The 23,111-nt window shown below is 65.0% G+C and carries 17 protein-coding genes; 10 read left to right on the forward strand and 7 right to left on the reverse strand.

Annotated elements, in window-relative coordinates:
• Window positions 1–129: 129 nt before the first annotated feature.
• Window positions 130–1,146 (forward strand): MBL fold metallo-hydrolase, encoded by a 1,017-nt coding sequence (locus tag NG900_RS24055; protein ID WP_252684499.1) that lies wholly within the window; start codon window positions 130–132, stop codon window positions 1,144–1,146.
• Window positions 1,147–1,161: 15 nt separating this feature from the next.
• On the opposite strand, the gene NG900_RS24060 is transcribed toward NG900_RS24055, so the two are convergent.
• The 3 genes from NG900_RS24060 to NG900_RS24070 are packed head-to-tail and all read right to left on the reverse strand — an operon-like array spanning window position 1,162 to window position 7,498.
• Window positions 1,162–2,439, reverse strand: a complete 1,278-nt coding sequence (locus NG900_RS24060) for a branched-chain amino acid ABC transporter substrate-binding protein (protein WP_252684501.1) — start codon at window positions 2,437–2,439, stop codon at window positions 1,162–1,164.
• Window positions 2,440–2,462: 23 nt separating this feature from the next.
• Window positions 2,463–5,780, reverse strand: coding sequence for an acetyl-CoA carboxylase family protein (locus NG900_RS24065; protein WP_252684503.1), 3,318 nt, complete (start codon window positions 5,778–5,780; stop codon window positions 2,463–2,465).
• 14 nt (window positions 5,781–5,794) lie between these two features.
• On the reverse strand, window positions 5,795–7,498 hold the full coding sequence (locus NG900_RS24070) for an AMP-binding protein (protein ID WP_252684506.1): 1,704 nt from the start codon (window positions 7,496–7,498) through the stop codon (window positions 5,795–5,797).
• A gap of 201 nt (window positions 7,499–7,699) precedes the next feature.
• On the opposite strand from NG900_RS24070, the gene NG900_RS24075 reads away from it, so the two are divergent.
• Window positions 7,700–8,410, forward strand: coding sequence for a TetR/AcrR family transcriptional regulator (locus NG900_RS24075; protein ID WP_252684508.1), 711 nt, complete (start codon window positions 7,700–7,702; stop codon window positions 8,408–8,410).
• Here the strand turns inward: NG900_RS24075 and NG900_RS24080 are convergent.
• Window positions 8,394–9,209, reverse strand: a complete 816-nt coding sequence (locus NG900_RS24080) for an oxygen-binding di-iron domain-containing protein (RefSeq protein WP_252684510.1) — start codon at window positions 9,207–9,209, stop codon at window positions 8,394–8,396. The genes NG900_RS24075 and NG900_RS24080 overlap by 17 nt on opposite strands.
• Window positions 9,210–9,474: 265 nt before the next feature.
• On the opposite strand from NG900_RS24080, the gene NG900_RS24085 reads away from it, so the two are divergent.
• The gene (locus NG900_RS24085) at window positions 9,475–10,956 is read left to right on the forward strand and encodes a DEAD/DEAH box helicase (protein WP_420804182.1); all 1,482 of its coding nucleotides are present in this window, start codon (window positions 9,475–9,477) and stop codon (window positions 10,954–10,956) included.
• Window positions 10,957–10,984: 28 nt separating this feature from the next.
• Here NG900_RS24085 and gluQRS read toward each other — a convergent pair whose 3' ends face one another.
• Both gluQRS and NG900_RS24095 read right to left on the reverse strand, forming a co-directional pair.
• Window positions 10,985–11,938, reverse strand: coding sequence for a tRNA glutamyl-Q(34) synthetase GluQRS (gene gluQRS / locus NG900_RS24090; RefSeq protein ID WP_252684514.1), 954 nt, complete (start codon window positions 11,936–11,938; stop codon window positions 10,985–10,987).
• A 53-nt stretch (window positions 11,939–11,991) separates the two neighbouring features.
• Window positions 11,992–12,894, reverse strand: coding sequence for a LysR family transcriptional regulator (locus tag NG900_RS24095; protein ID WP_252684516.1), 903 nt, complete (start codon window positions 12,892–12,894; stop codon window positions 11,992–11,994).
• Window positions 12,895–13,000: 106 nt separating this feature from the next.
• Here NG900_RS24095 and NG900_RS24100 point away from each other — a divergent pair, with 106 nt between their 5' ends.
• Both NG900_RS24100 and NG900_RS24105 read left to right on the forward strand, forming a co-directional pair.
• A complete protein-coding gene (locus NG900_RS24100; RefSeq protein ID WP_252684518.1) occupies window positions 13,001–13,699 on the forward strand; it encodes a pirin family protein in 699 nt (232 codons plus the stop codon).
• A gap of 80 nt (window positions 13,700–13,779) precedes the next feature.
• The gene (locus tag NG900_RS24105; protein ID WP_252684520.1) at window positions 13,780–14,352 is read left to right on the forward strand and encodes a flavodoxin family protein; all 573 of its coding nucleotides are present in this window, start codon (window positions 13,780–13,782) and stop codon (window positions 14,350–14,352) included.
• A gap of 184 nt (window positions 14,353–14,536) precedes the next feature.
• On the opposite strand, the gene NG900_RS24110 is transcribed toward NG900_RS24105, so the two are convergent.
• Complete coding sequence (locus NG900_RS24110; protein WP_252684522.1) at window positions 14,537–15,385, reverse strand: sulfurtransferase; 849 nt, start codon at window positions 15,383–15,385, stop codon at window positions 14,537–14,539.
• Window positions 15,386–15,535: 150 nt separating this feature from the next.
• Here NG900_RS24110 and dnaE point away from each other — a divergent pair, with 150 nt between their 5' ends.
• The 5 genes from dnaE to NG900_RS24135 all read left to right on the forward strand — a co-directional run bounded on the left by dnaE (window position 15,536) and on the right by NG900_RS24135 (window position 23,111).
• Window positions 15,536–19,072, forward strand: coding sequence for a DNA polymerase III subunit alpha (gene dnaE / locus NG900_RS24115; RefSeq protein WP_252684524.1), 3,537 nt, complete (start codon window positions 15,536–15,538; stop codon window positions 19,070–19,072).
• A gap of 82 nt (window positions 19,073–19,154) precedes the next feature.
• On the forward strand, window positions 19,155–20,228 hold the full coding sequence (locus NG900_RS24120) for a glycosyltransferase family 4 protein (protein ID WP_252684526.1): 1,074 nt from the start codon (window positions 19,155–19,157) through the stop codon (window positions 20,226–20,228).
• A complete protein-coding gene (locus NG900_RS24125) occupies window positions 20,228–21,496 on the forward strand; it encodes an O-antigen ligase family protein (protein WP_252684528.1) in 1,269 nt (422 codons plus the stop codon). Before NG900_RS24120 ends, NG900_RS24125 begins: the two co-directional genes overlap by 1 nt.
• A gap of 12 nt (window positions 21,497–21,508) precedes the next feature.
• Window positions 21,509–22,282: a glycosyltransferase family 2 protein gene (locus NG900_RS24130; RefSeq protein ID WP_252684530.1), complete on the forward strand. Its 774-nt coding sequence runs from the start codon at window positions 21,509–21,511 to the stop codon at window positions 22,280–22,282.
• On the forward strand, window positions 22,269–23,111 hold the full coding sequence (locus tag NG900_RS24135) for a glycosyltransferase family 2 protein (protein WP_252684532.1): 843 nt from the start codon (window positions 22,269–22,271) through the stop codon (window positions 23,109–23,111). The genes NG900_RS24130 and NG900_RS24135 overlap by 14 nt, the downstream gene beginning before the upstream one ends.

Consider the following 23,111-nt stretch of genomic DNA (forward strand, 5'->3'; position numbering starts at 1 on the left):
CGCAATCTCGTTTCTCTCGGCAATACCCCTGTCGCCATTGGCGACAACGCATGTGCTCGGGAAGTGGCATGATCCGTGGCTTGCGCCGTTGCAGCGAGAGATGCGGCGCGTTTTCCAAGGAGCCAAGACATGCGGTTGTTCACTACGCTTGCCACCCCCAAACACATCGCACGTGCGGCCATGCTGGTCGCGACTTTGTTTGGCGCCGCCGGCGCCGTCCATGCCCAGACTGTGGCGGCTGCATCCACGCAGCAACGCGCCCAGGTGCCCGGCTACTACCGCATGGCGCTGGGCGGCAACGTGGTGACCGCGCTGTACGACGGCTATACCGATCTGCCCGCCAAGACGTTGCTCGGCCTCGATGCGAAATCGGTGCAGAGTCTGCTGGCGCGGATGTTCGTGTCGAACACGCCGGGCATGCAGACGGCGGTGAACGGCTTCCTCGTCGACACGGGCAGTCAGCGGATCCTGGTCGATACGGGTTCGGGCACGTGCTTCGGCCCGACCATGGGCGGCCTGGCCGGCAACGTGCGCGCGTCGGGCTACCAGCCCGAGCAGATCGACGCCGTATTGCTGACCCATCTGCACCCGGACCACGCCTGCGGCCTGCTGACGCCGCAGGGGCAGCCGGCCTTCCCGAATGCGCAGGTGTATGTGGCCGCGCCGGAAGCGGACTTCTGGCTGAGCGAAACCATCGCGGCTTCAAAGCCGGCAGACATGCAGCCGTTCTTCAAGATGGCGCGCGATTCCGTGGCGCCCTACGCAGCGGCTGGCAAGCTCAAGCAGTTCAAGCCGGGCGATGAGGTGGTACCGGGCGTACGTTCGGTGGTGGCCAACGGCCACACGCCGGGGCACAGCGGCTACCTGTTTGCCTCCAAGGGGAAGAGCCTGCTGGTGTGGGGTGACATCGTGCACAGCCATGCGGTGCAGTTCCAGCACCCCGAGGTGGCGTTCGAGTACGACGTGAACCAGAAGCAGGCAGTTGCCTCGCGCCGCAAGCTGTTTGCCGAAGCGGCGCAAGACAAGCTCTGGGTGGCCGGTGCGCACCTGCCGTTCCCTGGCCTCGGCCACGTACGCCGCGACGGCAAGGCCTTCGCGTGGGTGCCCATCGAGTACGGCCCCCTGCGTACCGACCGCGCTGACTGAGCTCAGATTGACCCGTTAGGCGCCTGCCGGCCGCTTCATCTTGCAGGCGGTCGGCAGATCGAGATCTTTGGCAGCCGTCGTGCTCTCGGTCTTGTGGCCCCATTGGGTGCCGTCATAGCCGACCTTGACGGTCTTGCCGTCGACCGGTGCAATGGTCGATACCACCTGCGGCAGCAGCAACTGGTGATCGACCTTGCGCATCGTCACCTCGCCCAGGAAGCTCTGCTTCTGCATGCCCTCCAGCGCCAGCGCAATCTTGAGCGGGTCGGTGGAGTTGGCTTTGCGGATGGCGTCCGTCACGAGCTCGACGGAGAGCACGGTGCGCGGCGCGAAGTGCTCACCGGCCGGTGTCTGGCGTACGCGCGCATCCATCTGCATCAGCTGGGCGTTGCCGTTGCCGGGCGTCCATTCCGACACCCACGTCACCTTGCCGAGTTTGGCCTGCGACACGGCCAGCACCGTGCCTGGCGCGCCCGCACCGCTGTGGTTGAGGTAGCGCACGTCGTAGCCCATGTCGCCGGCCGCCTTGATGAGCAGGTTCAGATCCTGCCCCCAGTTGCCGGTGAGCAGCGTATCCGCGCCGCTCGCCTTGGCCTTGGAGACGTAAGGCGCGAAGTCCTTCACCTTGCCGATCGGGTGCAGCGTCTCTCCGGTGAACTGCACGTCGGGCCGCGCCGCAGAAATCATCTGCTTGCCCACTGACGCCCACAGCCGGCCGTGCGCGTAGTCCTGATTGAGCGAGTAGACCTTGCGGATGTCGGGCTGCGTCTTCACGAAGTTGGCCAGCGCACGCATCTTCATCGCCGTGTTGGCCTCGGTGGCGAAGTGCCAGAAGCTGCAGTGCGCGCCGGTCAGGTCGGGGTCGATCGAGGCGTAGTTGATGATCAGCACGCGCTTGTCCGGGTTGCGCTCGTTGTGCTTGGTGGCTGCATCCACCATGGCCGCCACCACGGAGGAGCCCGACCCGCCGGTGAAGACGATCTTGGCGCCCGCATCGATGGCGCTTTGCAATGCCGACAGGCTGTCTTGCGCCGACAGCTTGTTGTCGTAGGTCGTCAACTCGTAGCGGGCGCCGTTCAGCACGCCTTGCGGCTGGGCGTTGGCATCGTCGATGCCGAGCTTCAGGTTGGCCAGAAACTGTTCGCCCACATTCGATAGCGGTCCGCTTAGCTGGTCGATGAACGCCACCTTGATCGGTGCGGGGTCTGCCGCGTGTGCGAGCGGGGCACAGAGCAACGTGGCCGCGCAGGCCAGTGCGGACAATGGACGGGCAAAGCGGGTCGATGTGTGCATGTCTCCTCCGTGTGTTGTTTTGGCTACCAGGTATCGATGAAGCGACGCGTAGCGGGATCGCGCGTGTGGCGGGGCGGGGCGGGCGGTGCCGATTGCAGCCCGCGCAACAGCCAGCGGCGCGTATCGGCCGGGTCGATCACGGCGTCGATCTCCAGATAGCTGGCGATGTTGAGTGCGCGACCTTCCTCGTAAGCCGCATCGACCATCTTGCGGAACAGTGCTTCGCGCTCGGCAGGGTCTTCCACCGCTTCCAGCTCCTTGCGATACCCGAGGCGGATGGCGCCTTCGATGCCCATGCCGCCGAATTCGCCGCTCGGCCACGACGCCGTGAAGAACGGCGCATGGAAGCCGCCGGCCGCCATTGCCATCGCCCCCAGGCCGTAGCCCTTGCGCAGCACGACGGTAAAGAAGGGCACGCGCAGGTTGCCTGCCGTCACGAACATGCGGCTGACGTGGCGCACAGTGGCGGTCTTCTCTGCCTCCGGGCCGACCATGAAGCCCGGCGTATCGCACAGCGAGACAATGGGAAGGTCGAACGCGTTGCACAGCTGCATGAAGCGCGACGCCTTGTCGGCCGCGGCCGAATCGATCGCACCGCCCAGGTGGCGCGGGTTGTTGGCGATGCAGCCGAACGCGCGGCCCTCGATGCGAAGGAGCGCGGTGATGATGCCGATGCCAAACGCCTGCCGCAGCTCCAGCACCGAGCCGGTATCGGCCAGCGCTTCGATCACGGCGCGCATGTCGTAGCTGCGCATGCGGTTCTCGGGGATCACGTGGCGCAGGTGACGCGCGTCGCCGGCTTCCCAGTGGGTGAGGGGGCCCTGGAAGTAGCTGAGGTAACGGCGCGCCGCGTCCACGGCTTCGGCCTCGTCTTCGACCAGCACGTCGATCACGCCATTGGGCGCCTGCACGTTGACCGGGCCCACTTCTTCGGGGGCATACACGCCAAGACCGCCGCCTTCGATCATGGCCGGGCCGCCCATGCCGATGGTCGCGTCGCGCGTGGCGATGATGACGTCGGCACAGCCCAGTAGTGCGGCATTGCCGGCAAAGCAGCGGCCCGACACGATGCCGACGGTCGGCACCAGCCCCGACAGCCGCGCGAAGTGGATGAAGGTCGGGCAGTCCAGCCCGCTGACGCCGCGCTTCTCGGTATCGCCCGGCCGGCCGCCGCCGCCCTCGGCAAACAGCACGACGGGCAGCTTCCATTGCTGCGCGAGTTCCAGCGCGCGGTCGGTCTTCTTGTGGTTGAAAGTGCCCTGCGTGCCGGCCAGCACGGTGTAGTCGTAGGCGAGCACCATGCAGCGTGCGTCCTGATCGGGGAAGTGCGCGCCGTTGACGGTGCCGATGCCGGTGATGATGCCGTCGGCGGGCGTCGAGCGGATCAGGTCGTCGAGCGCGCGCCGTTGCCGTTGCGCGGCGATGGCCAGTGCACCGTATTCGATGAACGAGCCTGCATCGCACAGGTGATCGATGTTTTCGCGCGCGGTGCGCTGGCCGGTCTTGCGGCGGCGCGCGACGGCATCGGGGCGGTTTGCGTCGAGGCCAAACGCGTGGCGATCGATGACGGCTTGCAGGTCGGGGCGGATGTGGTCGAGGTCAATCTCGGCGTCGGCGGCATCGGTGTGGTGTTCGGCATCGCTCAGGAGCAGCGCCACCAACGGTTGGCCTTCGCGTACGGTGGCGCCGGGCTGCGCGCACACCTGTAGCACCTGCCCGGATGCCGGCGCGAGCACCACGTGCTCCATCTTCATCGCTTCGATCACGGCCAGCACTTGCCCGCGCGTCACGGTGTCGCCGGGTTGGGTGTTGAGCTGGATCAGCGCGCCGTCCATCGGGGCGGTCAGCAGTTCGGCATCATCCGGCAGTTCGTCGATGAGTGATTCGCCCGGCGCAGGCTCGCTACCGGGCGCGGCGGCCGCTGACGCGTGGAGTGCACGATGCGCGCCGTCGCTGGCGCTCACCAGCTCGGCCAGACGCTGATCGAGAAACTGCGTGTGCACGGCGTTGGCCTGCACCTCCGCATCGCTGAGCAAGTCTTGCAGCAGGCGCTTGTTGGTCGCCAGTCCTTCGATGCGGAATTCGCACAGTGCGCGATACGTCTGTGCCAGGGTTTGCGCGTAGGTGCCGCGCGGTGCGTGCACGATCAGCTTGGCCAGCAGAGAGTCAAAGCGAGGGTTGGGGCGGTAGCCCGCATAGCCGCAGGTGTCGACGCGCACGCCGGGGCCGTTGGGCGGCTCAAACGCGGTGAGCGTGCCGGTGGACGGATGCGGCTGGCCCGACGCATCGAGCGTTTCCGCATTGATGCGCACTTGCACGGCATGGCCGCGCGCGTCCATCGGCTGTGCGAGCCCCAGTTCTGCCAGCGACGCCCCTTGTGCCAGTGCCAGTTGCGTCACCACCAGATCGACGCCTGTCACCATCTCCGTGACGGTGTGCTCGACCTGCACGCGCGGGTTGGCCTCCATGAAGTAGAACGAGGCGTTTGGCGTGCCGGCGCCTTCCACGAGGAACTCGAACGTGCCGATGCCGCAGTAGCTCGCCGCTTTGGCGAGTGTCACCGCCGCATCAGCAATGCGCGCACGCAGCGCGTCGTTCAACGCGGGACTGGGCGCGATCTCGATCAGCTTCTGGTGACGACGCTGCAGGCTGCATTCGCGCTCGCCCAGGTGCGAGACGTTGCCATGTGCATCGGCCACGATCTGGATTTCGATATGGCGTGGCGTGGGCACCAGCGCTTCGACATACACGTCGCCGCTGCCGAATGCTGCGGTGGCTTCGGACACGCAACGCGCATAGGCCTCGGCAATCGCCTGCGCATCGTGCACGGCGCGCATGCCGCGTCCGCCGCCACCGGCCACGGCTTTGATCATCATGCCGTGCGAGGGCGGCAGCGCCGCGAAGAACGCTTGCGCCTCTTCCAGCGATGTCGCGCCGCGCGTGCCGTTGACGATCGGAATGCCCGCCTCGTGCGCAAGCGCACGAGCGCGGGCTTTGTCGCCAAAGAGATCGAGCACACGCGGCGCGGGCCCGATGAACTGCACGCCAGCCTGTGCGCAGGCGCGTGCGAACGCGGCGTTCTCACTCAGGAAGCCGTAGCCGGGGTGGATGGCGTCAGCACTTACCGCGCTTGCGGCAGCGAGGATGGCCTCACCGTCGAGATACGCGCGCGGGCCGGTGCCGGGCAGGGGCACCGCTTCATCGGCGCGCAGCGGGTGAAGAGCGTCGCGATCGTCCTCGGAGTAGATGGCGACGGAGGGCAACCCGACCGTCGCTGCCGCGCGGGCAATGCGAATGGCGATCTCGCCGCGATTGGCGATCAGCAGTTTGCGAAACGTCATGGAAGCGTGGTGGGTTAGAGCTGTTCTGCGAGCGGTGCGAGATCCTGCTTGCGCACCTTGCCGGTGGCCGTGAGCGGCAGCGCGTCGACGATGCGCACGATGGGCACCTTGTAGACGGCCATGTTCTCGCGGCACCAGCCGGTGAGCGTGGCGTCGTCCAGCGTGCCGACGGCCTCCGGGCGCAGCATCACGAACGCGACGGGAAGCTGGCCGCGTTGTTCATCCGCACGCCCGACCACGGCCGAGCCGAGCACGGCCGGGTGCTTGCCGAGCATGGCCTCGATCTCGGCCGGGAATACGCTCATGCCGTTGACCTTGAGCATCTCCTTGCGGCGGCCGAGGTAGTGCACGTAGCCGTGCTCGTCGATGCAGCCGATGTCGCCGGTGTGGAACCAGCCGTCGCGCAGCGTTTGTGCGGTGGCTTCGGGCTTGTTCCAGTAGCCCTTGAGTAGCGTTGGCGTGCGTACGCACAGTTCGCCTTCGGCGCCGATCGGCAGCAGTGTGTGCGTGTCGAAATCGCAGATCTTGAAATCGGTGCCCGGCACCGGCAGGCCCACGAAGATCGGCTGCGAACGCAGGTCGAAATCGTCGTCCTGCATGCCGACGGTGAAGCTGTTGCACGTCTGCGTTTCCGTCATGCCCCACGCGCTCTCGGCCATCATCGAGCCGGTCAGCTCTCGCCAGGCGTGGCGGTACTCGGGGTTCAGCTTCTTCACGAACGACGACACGCCCGTGTGCCGCAGCGTGCGCAGGTTGTATTCGTGCACGCGCGGATGCGCCATCACCTCGGCCGCGCTGTCGACCAGCATCGAGCCGTTGGTCACGCGATAGCGCTGCACGCCGGCCATGAAGGCTTCCGCATCCCAGCGTGCGAGCAGCACCAGCGGCACACCGAGGAACGCGGGAAAGATCAGCCCGGTGTTTTCGCCCGCAATCCAGAACTGCGGATAGAAGCTGAGCATGACGGTGTCGGCATCGGCGCGCAGCGACACGGCAGAGAACGCGGCCGCCATGTCCACCATGTCGCCCTGCGTGTGGATGCAGCCCTTGGGCAGGCCGGTCGTGCCGCCGGTGTAATTGAGCGCGGCCACAGCGTCGAGCGACGCGGGTGGCAGGGGGATCGGCGTGGTCTGTGCCAATGCGGGCAGCAGATCGATCGCATCGTCGCAGGCCACCGGCGGCTCGGTGAGCATCGCCGGAAGCGGCAGCGTCGGCTGCGCGGGCACGACATCCGCATAACGCGTGACGAAGATGTGCTCAAGCGAGGTCTCGGCCCGCACGTCACGCACCAGCGGCATCAGGCGGTCGAGCGTGACGATCGCGCGTGGGGTGGCGTCGGTGAGCGCATGCATCAACTCCGCGCGCTGCGACAGCGGGCTGATCGGCACATACACCGCACCCAGCTTGAGGATGCCGAAGAACACCGCATTGAACTGCGGACAGTTCGACAGGAACACCGCCACCCGGTCACCCGCGCCGATGCCGTGCTGCGCGAGCAGGGCAGCAAAGCGGTCGGACAGATCATCCAGTTGCGCGAACGTCGTGTCGTGGCCGTAGAAGTGGATGGCGGGCTTGTCCGGCGTGGTGCGCGCCCAGTGGCGCAGGTAGTCGGTGAGGGGGGCGCGCCCGATCGGGTAGTGGGGCTCGCGGGGGGTATCGACCGGCCATGCGCGCGCCCAGAGCGCGCGAACGCGGCCGAGGTACTCGGACTCGTCCATCGCCAAAGCTTGTCTCCGTTGGGTTGTGCAGTGCGTGCGCAAAGCGGCGCCGCGCTGTCTATACTTGATGGTAGTTTTTTATACTAATGGGTATGAATATAGGAAGCGCCGCTTGATGCGTCAAGCATTTCAGTGGCGTGTTGCCGCCCAGATGCGCAGACGCGACGGCGCATTGCAAGGCGGCATGCGAGAATGCGCACCATGTCCATCGTCCGCAAAACTGCTGCTTCCGACGTGCAATTGCCTGCTGAAACCGAGGCGCCTGAAGCCCCCGGCGTCACATCGCCGCCCACGCGCCCGCACATCGCCGAGCGGCAGGAGGCGCGCCGCCGGCAGATTCTCGACACCGCTGCGCAGCTCTTTTTCACCAAGGGCTATGCCGGCATGACGATGAGCGACCTGTGCAACGCGCTCGGTGTGACCAAGCCGGCGGTGTACTACTACTTCACCGACAAGTACGAGATTTTCGACATCCTGTGCCGCGAGGCTGCGCAGATCTGCCTGTCGGCCATCCGCGAGACGGCCGATCCGGCGCTGCCCGTGCGTGAGCGCCTGCAGGCCTGCCTGCTGGAGATGGCGCGCCGCTGCATCGACTGCCACTACGCCGCGGCACTCACCTACCGCGACCGGCAATACCTGCGCCCGGAAACGGTGGAATGGCTGCACGGCATGTCGCGTGGCTATTACCGCGATCTCTATGCCTTGCTTGATGAAGGCAAGCGTGCCGGCGTGTTCGACTTTGGCGATGCGCGCGTCGCGGCGCACTCGATGGGCGGCGTCATGGGCTTCATGTACACGTGGCACGACCCCTCGCGCATCGATGCCGGTGTGCTGGCGCACGAGCTGTCGAGCGCCATGATGAAGATCATCCTGCCCGCAGCGCCGAGCCCGGCCGCTAAACCCGCGTCCTGAGCGTTGCGCCTGCTGGCGTGTTCGGCAGCGCCGGCAGCCGGAAGATGTCCGGCGTCATCAGGTCGATACCGCAGTCGAGTGTTTCCACCCAATCGATGAACCGGTTGACCATGGCCTTGCCCCGGAAAGCTTGGCCATGCTGGGGCACGATCCATTCGATATCCAGCCCGCGCACCATCTGCGCCCACAACCTGCACACGCGATTTCCGCTCATGTAGCGGCGATGGAACGGCGCCATCAGCGGCAGATGCGCGTCAAAGTCTTCCACCGGTTTGGCGGCCACGTTGGCATGCACCATCGACGCCCCCAGATCACCCGAGAACAGGATGCGCGACACGGGGTCGTAGAACTGGAAGTTGCCTTCCGAGTGCAGGAAATGCGCCGGCACCGCCAGCAGATGCGATTGCCCCAGCGGGATCGCCATGCCGGAATCCGGGATCGGCACGATGCGGCCCTCGGTCTTGCCGACCGTGCAGAAGTGCGGCAGAAAGCGTTCCCACACGCGCGAGATCAGGATGTCGCAGCTCGAACTCGTGAGCCATCTGCCGGCCGAGGCAACAATGTCCGGATCCGCATGCGAGGCGAGCACGTAGTCGAGCTGCTTGGGCGGAAAGTACCGGTACATCGCCAGGAAGAGCGCGTTGTACGTCATCTGGCCACCGGGGTCGATCAGCGCGCCGTGGCCGTGATCGACGATGAGGAACTGGTTGGTCTGCACCGGCAGGGTGTCGTGATCGTCGACCAGGTCGGAAAACATCAGGCACACGTGCCCGGGCGTTTCGTAGAGCGTGGTGACCATGGGATGGGAAGGGTGCAGGTTGGAATGCCGCGATGGTCGCGCAGCGACTGCCTGGTACGCTTGATCCGTGTCAAGGCAGTTGTGGTGCCGGCGTTGGCTGTGGTGAGCCGTTGATCCGGCCTGGGACCGGTCTCACGTGATAAACTTTTGATTTTTAACGCTTTGCGCGAGCCGTTGGCGGCGCTTCCTACTGTTCCCGCCCGCGCCAATCGCGCGCCTGCCATGCCCCTCGGCATGCCGCATCTCCCCTATGAATACTGCAACGATGTCTGAAGCGTCTGAAGCGCCGGCCAATGAATCGGTGACGTTCGACAGCTTCGGCCTGCATCCGGACGTCCTCCGCGCGCTGACCGAAAGCGGCTACACCAAGCCCACGCCCATCCAGGCGGCGGCCATTCCGGTGGTCACCGCCGGCCGCGACGTCATGGGCGCCGCGCAAACCGGCACCGGCAAGACCGCCGGCTTCTCGCTGCCGATCATCCACAATCTGCTGCCTGACGCCAACACGAGCGCATCGCCGGCACGCCACCCGGTGCGGGCGCTGATCCTCACGCCCACGCGCGAGCTGGCTGACCAGGTGTACGACAACGTCGCCAAGTACGCGAAGTACACGGCGCTGCGCAGCGCGGTCGTGTTCGGCGGTGTCGACATGAACCCGCAGACCGAGCAACTGCGCCGCGGCGTGGAAATCCTTGTCGCCACGCCGGGCCGTCTGCTTGACCACGTGCAGCAACGCAGCGTGAACCTCTCGCAAGTGCGCATGCTCGTGCTGGACGAAGCTGACCGCATGCTCGACATGGGCTTCCTGCCCGACTTGCAGCGCATCATCAACCTGCTGCCGGCGCATCGCCAGACGCTGCTGTTCTCGGCCACGTTCTCGCCCGAGATCAAGAAGCTGGCTTCAAGCTACCTGCGCCATCCGCAGACGATTGAAGTCGCGCGCAGCAACGCCACGGCCGAGAACGTCCGCCAGGTCATCTACACCGTGCCGGACAACCACAAGCAGGCCGCGCTTGTGCACCTGTTGAAGCAGCGTGCGGATCAAGGCCTGCCGCGCCAGTGCATCGTGTTCTCCAACAGCAAGATCGGCTGTTCGCGCCTGGCGCGTGCGCTGGAGCGTGAAGGCATCAACGCCAACGCTATCCACGGCGACAAGACGCAGACCGAGCGCATGCAGACGCTCGAAGCGTTCAAGCAAGGTACCGTCGATGTGCTCGTCGCGACCGACGTGGCTGCGCGCGGGCTCGACATCTCGCAGATGCCGTGCGTGATCAACTTCGACCTGCCGTTCAATGCCGAAGACTACGTGCACCGCATCGGCCGCACGGGCCGTGCCGGTGCGTCTGGCGATGCGCTGTCGCTGTTCGCGCCGGGCGATGAGCGTTTCCTGGCGGACATCGAAAAGCTGATCAAGCGCAACCTGCCGCGCGAGCAACTGGTTGATTTCGACCCCACCGGTGAACAGGCCCGTGACCGCGAACGCCGCGAGCGCGATGAAAAGCGCGCCCGCAGCGAAGTCCGCCGCGCCCGCGAGCGCGACGAGCGCAACGGCGCCCGCGTGCTGGATCACACGATCGTGCGCCCGGCATTCCGTCCGTCGGATGATCCGTTCTTCAATCGTCCGTACGAATCGACGGCGCCTGCTGAATCGGCAGAGGCCGCCAAGCCGGCGCAAGCGGCAGGCCACCCGCGCAGCGCCAAGCGCCCCATTGCTGCGCTGCTCGGCGGCGTACCGCGCAAGCGTTAAATCAACGCAGCAGAACGGCGGCCGATGTTCACAACATGCGTGCCGCCGGGGTCAACCGTGCAACGCGGTTGGCCCATGCCGGGACGGCTTCCCGGTAGAACGTTTCCATCTCCCCCGCGCGAATCTCCAGCCCCAGGTGCCGGGCCGCTTCAATCAGTGCGGTTAGCGGCTGGCTGCGGTTGATGGCGCGCGCGCCGGTCTGCTTGCTGAGCTTTTCCCCATCCGCGTTCACCACCACGGGCACGTGCAAGTAGCGCACGGCGGGCAGCCCCAGCAGCTGTTGTAGATAGATCTGGCGCGGCGTCGAGTCGAGCAGATCTGCGCCGCGCACCACGTCGGTGATGCCCTGCGTGGCATCGTCTACCACCACTGCAATCTGATACGCCCACATGCCGTCGGCGCGCTTGAGCACGAAGTCGCCCACGGTTTCGGCCAGGTTCTGGCATTGCGTGCCTTGCCAGCGGTCGTTGAAGCATACGGTGGCGGCATCCGCGTCCGGCACGCGCACGCGCCAGGCGCGCGGCTGACGGCCGTTCAGGCCGTTGCGGCAGGTGCCCGGATAGATCAGCGTCTGGTGGCGCAGGCGGCCGTTGGCATCGATGGTGGTGACGGAATCGGCGATCTCGCGGCGCGTGCAGCCGCACGGGTAGAGGCTGCCGACGGCTTGCAGTTGCTCCAGCGCCTGCTCGAAGCGCGACAGGTGCGTGCTCTGCCACTGCGGCGCTTCGTCGGGAATCAGCTGCAGTGCCTCCAACGTGGCGAGGATGTCGCGGTCTGCGCCGGGCACGTTGCGCTGGAAGTCGATGTCTTCGATGCGCACGAGCCACGTACCGCCGTGTACGCGCGCATCGAGCCAGCTCGCCAGCGCGGTGACCAGCGAGCCAATATGCAGCGGGCCCGTGGGCGACGGCGCAAAGCGGCCACGGTACGGGCCACGTGATGCGGAGGTGGATTCCGGAAATTCGAGATTGGCTTGGGACAACGCAGAACTCCAGGCACGGATGCCGATACGGCTATTGTGGAGGATCGATCCGGCTACTGCATCAGCAGGGCTTGCGCTAGGCGCGGGTCGTCGAGCTTGTCGACCCACCATTGCAGTGCCTTGCCGCGCATATTGTTGCGCCAGGCCACCTGAAAGGTGCCGGCACGGTCGTCTTCGGTGGTGGTCTTGGCGATCAGCACGCCGGAATCCAGATACGGCTGCGCCAGCGGCACCGGCAACCAGCCGCAGCCCAGGCCGCGAATCTGTGCCTGCACCTTGTCGGCCATGGACGGCACCACCAGCGTGTCCTGGCCGGCCATGATGCCGATGGTGCGCGCTGGCAGGCTGCGTGACGTATCCCCCACGGCAACGATGCGGTGGCGCGTGATGGCCGCCGCAGGCAGCGGCTCTTCCATCTGTGCGAGCGGGTGATGTGCAGCCACTGCGAATACGAACGGAATGGTCCCGAGCGTACGCGTTTGCAGGCCCTGGACTTGCATCGCCTGTGCCGGTCCGATCAGCAAATCCGCGCGGCCCGACAGCAGGGCATCCCACGTACCGGCCAGCACCTCGCGGCAGAAGCGCAGGCGCGTGGCGGTGTTCTCGGCGTAGAAATCCTGGATCACAGGCATGAGTGCGCGAAAGTGCATGAGGTCATCCACCACGATGGTCAGCGTGGCTTCCCAGCCAGTGGCCAGGCGCTTGACGCGACGGGCCAGTTCATCGGCGGCCTGGAGCAGATGGCGGCCTTCATCAAGCAGCGCGCGGCCGGCAGGGGTGAGTTCTGCGCGATGGCGCCGGCGGTCGAACAGCAGCACGTCGAGATCGTCTTCGAGCTTGCGCACCACATAGGTGAGCGCCGATGGCACTTTGCCGAGCTCATGGGCGGCGGCAGCAAAGCTGCCTTTGCGTTCGATCGCATCCAGCACTTCCAGAGATTCGAGTGATAGCGCCATGTTCAGATTTTTTGATGGTATGAATCAAAGACGTACCGCGCAACTATAGCCAATCTGCGTACCATTCACACATCAACGCAGTGATTTGGATAGGAGGTTCATCAAAATGATTGAAATCCGCCCCTCGGAAGACCGCGGTTACGCAGACCACGGCTGGCTGAAGTCGTATCACAGCTTCTCGTTTGCCGATTACATGGACTCGGAACATGTCCAGTTCGGGCCGCTGCGCGTCATCAACGAAGACCGCGTCGCCGCCGGCATGGGCTTCGGCACGCATGGCCATCGCGACATGGAAATCATCAGCTATGTGCTCGACGGCGAGCTGGCGCACAAGGACAGCATGGGCAACGGCAGCGTGCTGCGCCCCGGCGACGTGCAACGCATGACGGCTGGGACAGGCGTGCGTCACTCCGAGTTCAACCATGCGCAGGACCAGACCACGCATTTCCTGCAGATCTGGGTGTTGCCCGCGCAGTTGAACCTCACGCCGGGTTATGAAGAGCGCCATTTCGACGAGTCGGCCAAGCGCGGCAAGCTCGCCCTGATCGCCAGCGCCGATGGCCGTGACGATTCGGTCAAGGTGCATCAGGACATGGCCCTGTACGCCGGCAAGTTTGACGGCGCCGAAACCGCCACGTTGCCTATCGCCGAGGGCCGCCGTGCCTATGTGCACGTGGTGCGGGGCAAGATTAGTGTCAACGGCCGTACGCTGGTCGGGGGCGATGCCGCCAAGCTCACCAGCGAAACGGTGGTGACGCTCTCAGGTGGCGAAGACAGCGAAGTGCTGGTGTTCGATTTGCCGTAATGTTGACGGCGCACGCTGTGTGCGCCGTTTTTCTTGTTCTCGTCATTCCCCGTCGTTACCCCAACCACAAGAGGATTCCCATGGCACGAGTTGCAGTCGTTTATCACAGCGGTTATGGCCACACCAAGAAGCAAGCCGAGGCCGTGTTTGCGGGCGTGCAGAACGCCGGCGCCGAGGCGCACCTGATCTCGGTCACCGACGTCAATGACGACACCTGGGCGCTGCTGGCCGGTGTCGACACCATCATCTTTGGCGCGCCGACGTACATGGGCGGCGTCTCGGGTGACTTCAAGAAATTTGCTGACGCGTCGTCCAAGGCATGGTTCACGGGCGCGTGGAAGGACAAGATTGCCGCGGGCTTCACGAACTCGGCGTCGATGAACGGCGACAAATTTTCGTCGATCCAGTACCTGTGGACGCTGTCGCAGCAGCACGGAATGATCTGGGTGGGCACGGGCATGATGCCGGCCAACAGCAAGGCCGCCACCCGCAACGACATCAACTACCTGGCGGGCTTTGGTGGCGCGCTGGCGCAATCGCCGTCGGACGCGAGCCCCGAAGAAGGCCCGCTGCCCGGCGACCTGGAAACCGCCAAGCTGTTCGGCGAGCGCGTCGTCGCCATTACCAACCAGTTCGTGCGTGGCCGTCAGTAAGCTCCGTTCGCGCAAAAGAAAAACGCCGGCATGTCCGGCGTTTTTTATTGCTCGCGTGTGCGTCAGAATCGCGTGCCCGTTCCGCAGAACATGCCGCGGTTGGACCCGCCCGCGCAACTGGTCGAGCAGCCGCCCAGTGCTACCAGGCAGAGCAGGGTGGCGATGAGGGCGGCAGCCAGGCGCTTCATGCGGCGGCCTGGGTTTGGTGGAGGGCGCAGTGCGGGCAGCGCTGGCCGGGGACGTAGTCGGCCGATTGCTGCTCTTCCGGCGTCACCACGGCGCGGCAGGCAAAGCACTGCTTGGGGCCGGCCGGTAGTAACTCGGGGTTGAGCGCCGTGCGGTGGTCGAAGACGAAGCAATCGCCATCGTAATGATCGCCGCCGACTTCCTCGAAGTACTTCAGGATGCCGCCTTCGAGCTGATATACGCGCTCCACGCCGATCTCCTGCATGTGGATGGCGGCCTTTTCGCAGCGGATGCCGCCCGTGCAGAACGACACCACGGTCTTGCCGGCAAAGTCATCCTTGTGCGCGGCAATGGCGGGCGGGAATTCGGTGAACTTCTTGATGCCGTAGTCGACAACGTTCTTGAACGTGCCGACGGCGACTTCGTAGTCGTTGCGCGTGTCGAGCATCACCACGGGGCGGCCTTCGTCGTCGTGGCCCTGGTCGAGCCAGCGCTTGAGGTCCGGGGGCGTGACAAACGGCGCGCGACCCTCTTCCGGGCGGATCAGCGGGTGGCGCATGGTGATGATCTCTTTCTTCATGCGCACCAGCAGGCGGCGGAACGGCTGGTGGTCCGAGATGCTTTCTTTCGGGTTCAGATCGGCAAAGCGGGGGTCGGCGCGCAGCCAGCCGACGATGCCGTCGATCGCCTCACGCGAACCAGCCAGGAAGATGTTGATGCCCTCGGGGGCCAGCAGCACGGTCCCCTTCAGCTCGCGTGCCTGGCACTCGGCCAGCAGGGCGGGGCGCAGGGTCTCGCGGTCATCGAGGGTGACGAATTTGTAAGCGGAAATGTTGACGATCTGCATGTGCTGCCGCGCCGGTTTTTGGCGCCTTGGGTAACCCGTTGATTCGTAAGCCGAAATTATAGCCGCCCCTGCGGCCACACGGGGTTGTCGATGGTCAATCGAACCCGGGGCAAATGCTTTGCGGAAGGTGTCACCCGGTACAATACGCGGATGAATTCGCCGCGCTTCGTCCACCTCCGTCTCCATTCCGAATATTCCGTCGTCGATGGCAATGTCCGCCTCGACGATGCCGTCAAGGCCGCCGCCAAAGATGGCATGGGCGCCCTGGCGCTCACCGACCTCGCCAACGCCTTTGGCCTGGTGCGCTTCTACAAGGAAGCGCGCGGCAAGGGCATCAAGCCCATCGTTGGCGCCGACGTGTGGATCACCAATCACGACGAGCGCGACAAGCCCAGCCGCCTGCTGCTGCTGGTGCGCAACAGGCAGGGCTATCTGAACTTGTGCCAGTTGCTGGCGCGGGCATGGCTGTCCAACCAGCACCGCGGCCGGGCTGAAATCGCCCCCGAGTGGTTCGACGAACCTGGCGTGGAAGATGCGCCACTGGCGTCCGGCCTGCTGGCGCTGTCCGGCGCCATGGGCGGCGACATCGGCATGGCGCTGGCCAACGGCAACGACGCCTTGGCACGCAAGCTGGCGACGAACTGGTCGCGCGTTTTCCCCAACGCGTTCTACATCGAGCTGCAACGCGCCGGCCACGCCGGTACCGAGGTGTATATCCAGCAGGCGGTGAAACTGGCCTCGGCAATGCAACTGCCGGTGGTCGCCACGCATCCGGTGCAGTTCATGACGCCGGACGACTTTACGGCGCACGAGGCGCGCACGTGTATTTCGGAAGGCGAGTTGCTCGCCAACCCGCGCCGCGCCCGCCGCTTCACGACCGACCAGTATTTCAAGACGCAGGACGAGATGTGCGCGCTGTTTGCCGACATCCCGTCCGCGCTGGCCAACGCAGTGCAGATCGCGCAGCGCTGCAACCTCACGCTGGAGCTGGGCAAGCCGAAGCTGCCGCTGTTCCCGACGCCCGATGGCATGTCTCTGGACGATTACCTCGTCCACCTCGCCAAGGAAGGGCTGGAAAAGCGCATGGAGGTGCTGTTCCCCGACGAGGCGGTACGCGAATCCAAGCGGCCCGAGTACTACGCACGCCTGGAATTCGAGACCGGCACCATCATCAAGATGGGCTTCCCGGGCTACTTCCTGATCGTGGCGGACTTTATCAACTGGGCCAAGAACAACGGCGTGCCGGTCGGGCCGGGCCGGGGCTCGGGTGCCGGCTCGCTGGTGGCGTATGCGCTGGGCATTACGGACTTGGACCCGCTCAAGTACAACCTGCTGTTCGAGCGTTTCCTGAACCCGGAACGTGTGTCGATGCCCGACTTCGACATCGACTTCTGCCAGCACGGCCGCGACCGCGTCATCCAGTACGTGAAGGAAAAGTACGGCAAGGACGCCGTCTCGCAGATCGCCACCTTCGGCACCATGGCCGCCAAGGCCGCGGTGCGTGACGTGGGCCGCGTGCTCGACCTCGGCTACAACTTCGTCGATGGCGTGGCCAAGCTGATCCCGTTCAAGCCGGGCAAGCTCGTCACGCTGGAAGAGGCCAAAAAGGAAGAGCCGCTGCTGGCCGAGCGCGAAGCCAACGAAGAAGAAGTCAAACAGCTGCTGGAACTTGCCCAGCGTGTGGAAGGCATGACGCGTAACGTCGGCATGCACGCCGGCGGGGTGCTGATCGCCCCTGGCAAGCTGACCGATTTCTGCCCGCTCTACACGCAGGGTGGGGAAGACGCCGGCGTCGTCAGCCAGTACGACAAGGACGACGTGGAAGCCGTCGGCCTGGTCAAGTTCGACTTCTTGGGCCTGACCACGCTCACGATTCTCGATTGGGCCGAGCGCTATATCCGCATGCTCGATCCATCGAAGGCGGACTGGAATTGCAGCCAAATTCCGCTGACGGACAAGAAGGCGTTCGACATCCTCAAGACGGCCAATACGGTCGCCGTGTTCCAGCTGGAAAGCCGCGGCATGCAGGGCATGCTGAAGGACGCCAAGCCCGACCGCTTCGAGGACATCATCGCCCTGGTGGCGCTGTATCGCCCGGGCCCGATGGACCTGATCCCCAGCTTCTGCGCGCGTAAGCACGGCCGCGAGAAGGTGGAGTACCCCGACCCGCGCGTCGAGCCGGTGCTCAAGGAGACCTACGGCATCATGGTCTACCAGGAGCAGGTGATGCAGATGGCGCAGATCGTGGGCGGCTACTCGCTCGGCGGCGCCGACTTGCTGCGCCGCGCGATGGGTAAGAAGAAGCCCGAAGAGATGGCCGAGCACCGCGAGCTGTTCCGCAACGGCGCCGCCAAGGATGGTCTGACCACCGAAAAGGCCGACGAAATCTTCGACCTGATGGAGAAGTTCGCGGGCTACGGCTTCAACAAGTCGCACGCGGCGGCGTATGCGCTGCTGGCGTATTACACCGCGTGGTTGAAGGCGCATCACCCGGCCGAATTCATGGCAGCCAACATGTCGCTCGCCATGGACGACACCGACAAGGTGAAGATCCTGTATGACGACGCGGTCGGCAAGAACGGCCTGAAGGTGCTGCCGCCCGACATCAACGCGAGCCAGTACCGCTTTGCGCCCACCGATGCGAAGACCATCCGCTACGGCTTGGGTGGTATCAAGGGCAGCGGGCAAGGCGCCATCGAAGACATCCTGCGCGCGCGCGAAGACGGCCCGTTCAAGGACTTGTTCGACTTCTGTGAGCGCGTGGATCGTCGCCAGGTGAACCGTCGCACGATCGAAGCGCTGGTGCGCGCCGGTGCCTTCGACAGCCTCAACGAGAATCGCGCGCAATTGCTCGCCTCGATCGGCCTAGCCATGGAAGCCGCCGAGCAGAAGGCCGCCGCTGCCAACCAAGTCTCGCTCTTCGATCTGATGAGCGGCGACGATGCCGAAGCACATCGCCCGGAACTCGTCGACGAGCCGGCCTGGACCACCAAGCGCAAGCTGCAGGAAGAAAAGCAGGCGCTGGGCTTCTATCTGTCCGGCCACCTGTTCGACGAATGCCGCGAAGAAGTGCGCCGCTTTGCGCGCACCACGCTGGCCGATCTCGCCCAGGAAGTGACGAGCAAGGGCAACGGCGGCGGTGGCGCGGGTGGTGGCTGGGGGGGCAATCGCGACGCGCGCAACAAGACCGTGGCCGGCGTCATCGTCGGCCAGCGCACGCAGATGACCCAGCGCGGCAAGATGCTGATCGTCATGCTCGATGACGGCTCCGCCAGCGAAGCCACGGAAGTAACGGTCTTCAACGAAGTCTACGAAGCGAACCGTGCGCTGTTCAAGGAAGACGAAGTGCTGATCGTGCAGGGCAGCGCCCGTCACGACATGTTCACTGGCGGCGTTCGCGTCACGGCCGAATCCGTCATGGATATGACGCAGGCGCGTGCCAAGTTTGCACGGGCGATTCGTCTATCCATGAATGGCGATTCGACGGCGGCCAAGCTGCGCGATTTGCTCGCGCCGCATGTGGCGGCCGATGGCAATGGCGTCTCGGTGCGCATCAGCTACGTCTGCGAGCAGGCCCGCTGCGAAGCCGTGCTAGGCGATGCGTGGCGCATCGTGCCCAGCGAGGACGCGATTGCGGCGTTGCGCCAGGCGCTGGATGCCGAGAACGTGGCGACGGTCTACGAGTAGTTCGAAGATGGCGCAGGGGTGCCATCGCCGGGCACGGGCCTGGCATGACTACAGTCTTCATACGATATCTACTAGAGCATCCATGAACGTCGGAATCTCGTGCAACGCGCTGGGCTACAGCGGCGGAAGCGAGCGCTACGCGATGGACTTGGTGCGCGGCTTGCACGAGCGCGCCATCCGTCCCGTGTTCTTCGCCAAGATGGTGGACAAGGCGCTTCCGGAGTACAGCCAAGTCAAGGCCGTCGCACTGCCCACGCGCAAGCTGGGCAAACTCAATGACCACGTTTTCGGCTGGCTGGTGCGCCATCTGGCCAAGCGCGAGCATATTGACCTGATGATCGGCTGCAACCGCACCGGCGCGTCGGACATTGCCATCTGCGGTGGTACGCACATCGGCTACCTCAAGAGCTTTCCCAAGGACGCGGCATTCTGGGATCGCCAGCAGATCGAACTGGAGCGCCGTGATTACGTGCGCTCGCACGTGATCGTCGCGCACTCGAAGCTGATGGCGCAGGAGGTGCTCGATTACTACGACATCCCCGCCGCCAAAGTGAAGACGGTGTACCCGCCGGTGAGCGAGGCCAAGTTTTCGCCCGTGGACGAGGTCGAGCGTCAGCGCCTGCGTGACGAACTCGGCTTCGCCAAGGGCCGGGTCACGTTCGTGTTTCCCTCATCCAGCCACAAGCGCAAGGGGTATCCGTTGCTGGAGGCGTTTTTCTCCAAGACGGATCTCCCCGTGCAGTTGGCGGTGATCGGACGGCCGGTGTCGTCGTCCTCGCCCAACATCCGCTATCTCGGTTATCGCAAGGACATCGAGAACGTCTATCGCGCGGCCGACTACACGATTCTTGCCTCGCATTACGAGCCGTTCGGTTTGATCGGGGTGGAGTCTGTGCTGTGCGGCACCCCCGCCGTGCTGGCGAGCAATATCGCCTGCACGGAGGTCATCTCGGACGAGGGCGCGCCCACGTTCGACGTGAACGATCCGGCCACGCTGGCGCGCACGATCGAGGCGGCTGTGGCGCGTGCGCAAGCGGGCCAGGCACGCTTGGCGAATCCGCGCGAACACCTGCGTTACGACCCGGGCATCGCGGCGCACATCGACGCCTTGCTTGCCTTGGCGCCCGGCGCGGAGGCAGCGCGATGGGTGGCTTGATGCAACGTAGCCGGATGCTGGTGTCCAGCATGCCGGTGGCACTGGCTGTGCTCGGGATCGTCATCCTGCCGGCCTTCATGTTGTCAGTGACCGGTGCTGCGTTTCTGGCCTTCACGCTGTTGTTGATTGCGGCGTTCGGGTCGATGCTGGCTTCGCCCGCAGAGATCATGGGCCGACTGCGTGCGATGTGGCGCGAGCACCGTCGGCTGATCCTCGCCATGGCGGCCATGCCGACGGCAATGCTGATCAGTGCGCTGCTGAATCCTGCAGCGCCGCGCAGTGTGCCGTTTGCTTATGGCCGGCTCTGGTTGATCGGGTTTGTGCTGTTTGTGCTGTTGCAATTGTCGCCCAAGCAGCTGCAGAGGGTGCAGTGGGGCTGTGTTGCGGGGGCACTCGCTTCGGTGGTCTGGGCGTATCTCGAATTGCGCGTGGCGCGAGCAGATAGGGTCGGGGCGTTTGCCAACGCGATCCCGTTCGGGAATCTGTCACTGCTGATGGGTTTGTTCTCGTTGATTTCGATTGGCTGGTCCAAGGAAGACGGCTGGCCGCTCGTCGCTTTGCGCGTGGTGGCTGGCGGGGGCGGGCTTTACGCGTCGTACCTGTCGCAGTCCCGCGGTGGCTGGATCGCGATTCCGGTGCTGCTGCTGATTGCCGTGGCGACGCTGCGGCATGTGAGCTGGCAGAAGCGTGTGACGGCTTTGCTAGTGTTCTTTGCCTTGTTGGCTGCCGTGTGTGCGTCCTCCACCATCGTTCGCACGCGCTTTGATCAAGCAACGAACGATATTCGCGCCTACCAAGCGGGCCAAACCAATACCTCGGTCGGTATTCGCTTCCAGTTGTGGAAGGCCGCCACGATGATGCTGGAGCGCCACCCGCTGGCCGGCGTAGGCAGGGGGCGGTTTGAACCGACGCTGAAGGCCCTTCACGCAGAGGGTGTGATCACGCAGGAGGCCACCGCCTTCGAGCATGCCCATAACGAGTTTCTATACAATGGCGCCACGCTTGGCGTGCTGGGCATCGGCGCATTGCTGGCGCTCTATCTGGTGCCTTCCATGTACTTCCTGCGTGCCGCGCAGTGCGATGACCGCATCCTGCGCACTACCGGTGCAATGGGCCTCACACTGTGCGTCGGCTTCATGTTGTTTGGTTTGACCGAGGTGATGTTCATCATCGCGCAGACCGTGGTGTTTTACAGCGTGATGGTGGCCGTGTTCACCGCGCATATTCATCGGCGTCGGCAGGAGCTTGGCGCCAACCCTGTTCTCTGAGATCGCTTCCGCATGTCTGCATCCAATCGAGCCACGCTCGCCGTCATCATCGTCGCCAAGAACGAAGCCGCTGACATCGGCGATTGCATCCGCTCGGTGCGCGACTGGGCGGATGACGTCATCGTCTTCGATTCCGGCAGCACCGACGGCACGCAGGACATCTGCCGGCAACTGGGCGCGCGCGTGTTCGAGACCGACTGGCCCGGCTACGGCGAACAGTCGAACCGCGCCTTGCGCGAAGCCCGTACCGATTGGGTGCTCTCGCTGGATGCCGACGAGCGCATCAGCCCTGAGCTGCGCGCCGAGATGATCGCCGTACTGGAATCGGGCAGCTCGCACACCGTATATTCGATGCCGCGCAGTTCGAGTTTTTGCGGCCGCTTCATGAAACATTCGGGCTGGTGGCCCGATCGCATCCGCCGCTTCTTCAAGCGCGAGTTGGTGACGTTCTTCGATGCGCCGGTGCACTCGCATCTCGTCTTCGAGGGTACGGTGGGCGATTTCCGCGCACCGATCATCCATTACTCGATCCCCGACCTGCGGGCCGCGCTCGACAAGGCCAACGACTATTCGACCGCCGGTGCGGCAGCAGCCTTTGCCAAGGGCAAGCGCGCCTCGCTGGGCAGCGCGATTGGCCACGGGCTTTGGGCCTTCATCCGCACGTACATCATTCAGCGCGGGTTCCTGGACGGCGCGGAGGGCTTCATGCTGGCCGTATCGAACGCCGAAGGCACCTACTACCGTTACGTCAAGCTGATGATGCTGCACCGTCATGGCAAACGCTGATCGGCCGCGCCGTATCGCTCTCATTGTCACGACGTACAACCGGCCGGACGCGCTCGCCCGCGTGCTGGCCGGTTGCGGTGCGCAAACAGATCAAGCCTTCGACGTGATTGTCGCGGACGATGGTTCGCGCGATGACACGCGGGTGGCGGTGGAGGCCGCGGCCAAGGCGGCGCCGTATCCGTTGCGCCACGTCTGGCATCCTGACGACGGCTTTCGCGCCGCTGAAATTCGCAACCGCGGCGTGCTGGCAACGGAGGCCGATTACCTTGTCTTTCTCGATGGCGATTGCGTGCCGCGTCCTGACTTTGTCGCCCGGCATCGCGCGTTGGCCGAGCCGGGGCGGTTGCTGTCCGGCAGCCGCATTCTGCTGGACGAGGAATTGACGCGCGAGGTTGTGGCTCAGCAGGTCGACATCCATCTGAAGGACCGCGCGTACTGGTTCGGGGCCTGGCGTGCGGGCCGCATCAACAAGTTCTTGCCGTTGCTGGTGCCGGGGCTGCCGGTGCCGCGTACGTTCAAGGACACCAGCCTGCGCGGCATCAAGAGTTGCAACCTGGGCGTCTGGCGCCGCGATTTCGAGCGTGTGAACGGCTTCGACCAGAGCTTCGTCGGCTGGGGCCATGAAGATGCCGACCTAGCCGTGCGCCTCTACAACGCAGGCGTACGGCGCAAGCGCGGCTTCTGTGCCACCGAGGTCTTCCACCTGTGGCACCGCGAGCGGTCGCGCGAGCAGGAAAGCCCCAACTACGGCCGCATGATGGCGCGCCGCAATACGGACATCATCCGGGCGGAATCCGGGCTGGCAGAACTGCGAGGGCAGAGCGCCTGA

Source organism: Ralstonia soli, assembly GCF_023955655.1.
Taxonomy (GTDB): Bacteria; Pseudomonadota; Gammaproteobacteria; order Burkholderiales; family Burkholderiaceae; genus Ralstonia; species Ralstonia soli.